The sequence below is a fragment of the Gordonibacter pamelaeae 7-10-1-b genome (assembly GCF_000210055.1).
Classification (GTDB): Bacteria; Actinomycetota; Coriobacteriia; order Coriobacteriales; family Eggerthellaceae; genus Gordonibacter; species Gordonibacter pamelaeae.
The window spans coordinates 2,003,412-2,008,106 of record NC_021021.1 but is presented as its reverse complement, the minus strand read 5'-3'; the positions used below and the strand labels follow the sequence as shown (position 1 = coordinate 2,008,106).

Below are 4,695 nucleotides of genomic sequence, written 5' to 3'. Positions count from 1 at the left end.
CGGGCAGGATGAGCATGGGCACGCCCACGAGCATGAGGGCGCCGCCGACGGCGGTCTGCACGGCGCCGCCGATGCGGCTCGGCTTCCTCTTCGCGCCGGTGCCGCCGTCGATGATGGTGGCGTTGACGGCGGCCTGCGCCGCACCCTTTCCGTACGACGGTGCGCGGAACGCATCGCCTTCCGACGGGCGCGCGCCTCGCGCGGCATCGCTCGTGCTGGCAACGGGATCGACGTCGATGATGGGGCTGTGGTCGCTCATGGTCTCCTCGCTTAGGTGGGGTGCGGCTTCGCGCCGCTCTCGGTCCCGATTATACGGGCTGCGGCTCGCCTGCGCCCTGGGGCGGGGGGCGGGCGACGGGTTCGTCACCGTTCGGTAACGTGTTGTCCGCGGCTTCTCCAAAGGAGACCCACCCGCGCTTCGTCTGCAGGCGAGTCCCGCGCTTCGCCCGAGCGGTCGAATTCCGGCGTTGTGGGTGTGGGAGGCGGCCATTTGCGATACACTATAGGTCAAGGTTTCATGTTCGCGTTTGAAGTTCGTAGGTTAGGCTCGACTGTGGTTCGCGCCTTGACGAAGACGGCAACGGCGTGGGCCACTCAACAGGAAAGTTGGTGGTCAACATGGCAGCTCCTGCTACCGAACACGTACGGAACATTGTGCTGGTGGGCCAAGACGGCGCCGGCAAGACATCGCTCGCCGAGGCGATGCTGCACGTCTCGGGCCGCACGCCCCGCATGGGCACGACCCACGACGGGAAGTCCTACCTCGATTACGACGAGGAGGAAATCCGGCGCAAGTTCACCATCGGCACGTCCATCGCCCCCATCCCCTACAAGGACTACAAGATCAACCTGCTCGACACCTCCGGCCACCCCGACTTCATCGGCGACACGCTGGCCACCATGCAGGCGGCCGAGATGGCGCTGTTCGTGGTCGATGCCGTGGCGGGGCCGCAGGTCATGACCACCAAGCTCTGGCGCGAGGCCGAGGACATGCGCCTGTCGCGCGCCGTGTTCATCAACCACATCGACCGCGAGAACGCCGACTTCGACACCGCCATGGCGCTTCTGCACGCGCGCTTCGGCTCGCGCTTGGGCCCCGTGACCATCCCCATCGGCGTGGACGCGGACTTCAAGGGCGTCATCGACATCATCCGCATGAAGGCCCGCTACTTCGACCCCGGCAGCGACGCCGAGCGCATCGAGGACATCCCGGCCGATTACGTGGAGACGGCGCAGGCCGCGCGCGACAAGCTGTGCGACCTCGTGGCCGAGGCCGACGACGAGCTCATGATGAAGTACCTCGACGGCGAGGAGCAGCTCACGCAGGAGGAGCTGGAGCAGCTGCTGGACAAGGCCATCGCGCAGGAGCTGTTCATCCCCGTGTTCGTGGGCTCCACGATCATCGAGCAGGGCATCCAGGGCGTCATGGAGGATATCGCCACCTACTTCCCGCATCCGCGCCACCACGGCCGCTTCCGCCTGGCCAACGGCGAGGAGACGCTCGTGGACGAGACGGGCGAGCCCGCAGGCTTCGTGTTCAAGACCGTGTCCGACCCGTTCGTGGGGCGCTTGAGCTTCATGAAGGTCATCTCCGGCGTGCTTGAGCCGGGCATGGAGCTGGTGAACGCTCGCACGGGCAAGAAGGACCGCCTGGGCCACCTCTACGTCATGATGGGCAAGGAGACCAACGACGTGAAGAGCGCGAAGGCCGGCGACATCGTCGTCGTGCCCAAGCTCACCGAGACGCGCACGGGCGACACGCTGTCGAAGTCGGGCACCGTGGCCATCGACCCGCTGCCCTTGCCCGAGCCGCAGTACCCCGTGGCCATCGAGGCCGTGAACAAGAAGGACGAGGACAAGCTGGGCACGTTTTTGGCCCGCGTGGTGGAGACCGATCCCACCGTCCGCGTCAACCGCAGCGAGGAAACGCACCAGACCGTGGTCACCGCCATGGGCGACGCCCAGGTGGATACGCTGCTCGCGCGCTTGAAGGAGCAGACCGGCGTCGAGGCGAGGCTCGTGCCCGTGCGCATCCCCTACCGCGAGACCATCCGCAAGAAGGCCGAGGCGCAGGGCCGCCACAAGAAGCAGACGGGCGGATCGGGCCAGTTCGGAGACTGCTGGCTGCGCCTGGAGCCCAACCCCGGCGGCGGCTACGAGTTCCTGGACGAGATCGTGGGCGGCAAGATCCCGCGCGGCTTCATCCCCGCGGTGGACAAGGGCGTGCAGGACGCCATGGCCGAGGGCTTCCTGGCGGGCTATCCCATGGTGGACGTGAAGTGCGCCGTGTACGACGGCTCGTACCACTCGGTCGATTCCAACGAGATGGCGTTCAAGACGGCCGCGCGCATCGGCTTCCGCGCCGCGTGCGAGAAGGCCGACCCCATTCTCCTGGAGCCTATGGCCAACCTGAACGTGACGGTGGGCGAGGAGTACGCCGGCGCCGTGATGGGCGACATCTCCACGCGCCGCGGACGCATCGTGGGCACCGACTCCAACGACGCGGGCGAGACGGTCATCATGATGCGCGTGCCCTACGCCGAGGTGGTGACGTACACGAAGGACCTGCGCTCCCTCACGCGCGGCTCCGGCTCGTACACCCTGGAGCTCGAGGGATACGACCCCGCCCCCGCCGACGTGACGAAGAGGCTCGTGGAAGCCTACCAAGCCGCCCGAGCCGCCGGCAACTAGCAAGTTGAGCGATGAGATAAAGAACGCCGCCCGAAAGGGCGGCGTTCTTGTCGTGGGGCACGGGCACAGGGATGGCGTCTCGCTCCTACGCCTCCGGGTGCGCTGCCAGCCACTCCTCGGTTGGCGGGGTGTTGCGGCGGCACACTTGGTAGCCGTGCTCGGGATGCGCGCTCGCGCCCTTGCCGCAGGGGTAGGCGCACACGAGGCCGCTGTAGTTGCAGCGCAGGGGCGCGGGGCGCACGAGCGCTGTCAGGTCCTCGCCGCATTTCTTGCATAAGAGCGGTGCCCCGGCCGTCACTTCCGTGCGATCGAAGATGGTGCAGGTGCCGCAAGAGGGGCACTTCCCCGATTTCTTGGGCGCGGGCTGGCATTTCCCGCACAGCGGGTTGCATATCCAGCATCCTCCCGGCATGACGGCCGTCCTTTCTGTCGTTGGTCGATAATCTAACTCGATCGATTACGTTATGCTTTATACTAGGGTCGTGACCGGTTCGGGCGAAGACGAGCGCGCCGAAGCGGGAGAAGTGATCGTGCAGGTCACGCGCATGGTCGAGCGATCGGGGCCGCGCATGCGCAACTATCAACCTAGCACGGGGCCTGATAAGCCTTGTACCTATCGCGGTATGAAAATGAGCAGCTCTGGTACTGTAGGCTATAGGCCTTTCCGGGTAAAACGGGTAAGGTTTGAGAAGGACGAGCGACGCACTGCTCGTTTCTTTTCATCAGGGGGAAAGGGGCGTGCCGGATGACGCAAGCTGTGCCGGAACGATCAGAGGGTAAGACTTCCCATGCGAAGACCTTGACCATGATCGGGTTCAAGGTCAACTTGAGCTGGCACTACCTGGTACTGTTCTCTCCCATCTTCATCGGCGCGACCGACAACCCGTCGTTCGCGTTCTTCCTCGAGCGCCAGTTCACGTTGTACCTCACGCTGGCCCTGTCCTTCGGGGCGCTCGTGGGCGTGGGCCGCTTCTTCCTGAAGCGCAACAAGATCGCGCCGTCCACGCTGTTGCTGGGCGCGGCAGGCCTGCTCGCCACGGTGGCCTCGGTGCTGTCGCTGGCCACGCTCTCGGCCGACATGCCGTGGCGCATCGCATCGGTGGTGCTTTTGGGCTTCTCCGAGGCGTTCCTCATGTTCCTGTGGCTCCACTATTATATGGAAGCGGCGGCGGGGCACCTGTTCCGCTCGTTCGCGGTCGACATGATGGCCGGCGGCGTGATCGCGTTTCTCACGTGCAGCTTCGTGCCGCCGCTCAGCTACGTTGTGGCCCTGTGCATGCCGGCGGTGGCCACCGTGTCGCTCATCGCGAACTGGCGCACCATCGAGCCGGTCGACGCGGCCGCCCCGGCCCCGGCCGTCAAGCCGCCCCGCAAGAGCATCCTGCGCCATTCGCTGAAGACGCTGCTGCCCACCACGGTGTACGCGTTCGTGTTCGGCCTGTTGCAGGGCGGGTTCATCAACAGCGGCATCGCGCTGCTCATGGCGGGCAACGCCGTGGTTCTCGTGGGTATCGTGCTGGCGGGCATCGTCATCTTCTTCATACCCGAGGCGCCCGAGACGAATGCCGACATCGACACGATACACCGCTTCTCGCTGCTCTTCTTCGTCCTCGGCATCGTGGGTCTTTCCTTCTTGGGCGGGGGGGGGGGGTGCTCCTCGCATCCGAAACGGTTATCCTGGCAGGATTCAACCTGTTCGACTTCGGCGGCCTGATACTCGGCGTTGGGCTGGCGCGGCGGCTTAAGCCCGGTTCGCTGCTGCTCGTCGACGGCGGCCGCGTGCTCGTGTACGTGAGCCTGGCCGTGGGCCTGGTGGTGGGCAAGTGCGTGGTCACGGGGTTCGGCGTGGCCGACCCCTCGCTCGTGCTCTACTCGCTGTGCGGGGCCGCCATCACCATGCTCGTGGCCACGGTGCTCACGCCGTTCCGCGAGCAGGAGTCCTTCGAGGCGCAGATTGCGTGCATGACCTCCGAGTCCGCCGAATCCGGCGATGCCGCCACGGGC

The 4,695-nt window shown here is 66.0% G+C and carries 5 protein-coding genes; 3 read left to right on the top strand and 2 right to left on the bottom strand.

The window, feature by feature from the left end; genetic code table 11:
• On the bottom strand, positions 1-259 hold a 259-nt coding region (locus GPA_RS09275; protein WP_041239391.1), incomplete at its 3' end, for a hypothetical protein.
• Between the two features lie 359 nt (positions 260-618).
• Between GPA_RS09275 and GPA_RS09270 the strand changes: the two genes are divergently transcribed.
• Positions 619-2,691: an elongation factor G gene (locus tag GPA_RS09270; RefSeq protein ID WP_041240332.1), complete on the top strand. Its 2,073-nt coding sequence runs from the start codon at positions 619-621 to the stop codon at positions 2,689-2,691.
• Positions 2,692-2,776: 85 nt separating this feature from the next.
• On the opposite strand, the gene GPA_RS09265 is transcribed toward GPA_RS09270, so the two are convergent.
• The gene (locus tag GPA_RS09265) at positions 2,777-3,103 is read right to left on the bottom strand and encodes a hypothetical protein (RefSeq protein WP_015539705.1); all 327 of its coding nucleotides are present in this window, start codon (positions 3,101-3,103) and stop codon (positions 2,777-2,779) included.
• A 393-nt stretch (positions 3,104-3,496) separates the two neighbouring features.
• Here GPA_RS09265 and GPA_RS09260 point away from each other — a divergent pair, with 393 nt between their 5' ends.
• Together GPA_RS09260 and GPA_RS19145 are read left to right on the top strand one after the other, a co-directional pair.
• On the top strand, positions 3,497-4,405 hold the full coding sequence (locus GPA_RS09260; protein ID WP_015539704.1) for a hypothetical protein: 909 nt from the start codon (positions 3,497-3,499) through the stop codon (positions 4,403-4,405).
• Positions 4,342-4,695: hypothetical protein (locus tag GPA_RS19145; protein WP_041239390.1), on the top strand; the 354-nt coding region annotated here is incomplete at its 3' end. The genes GPA_RS09260 and GPA_RS19145, both read left to right, overlap by 64 nt.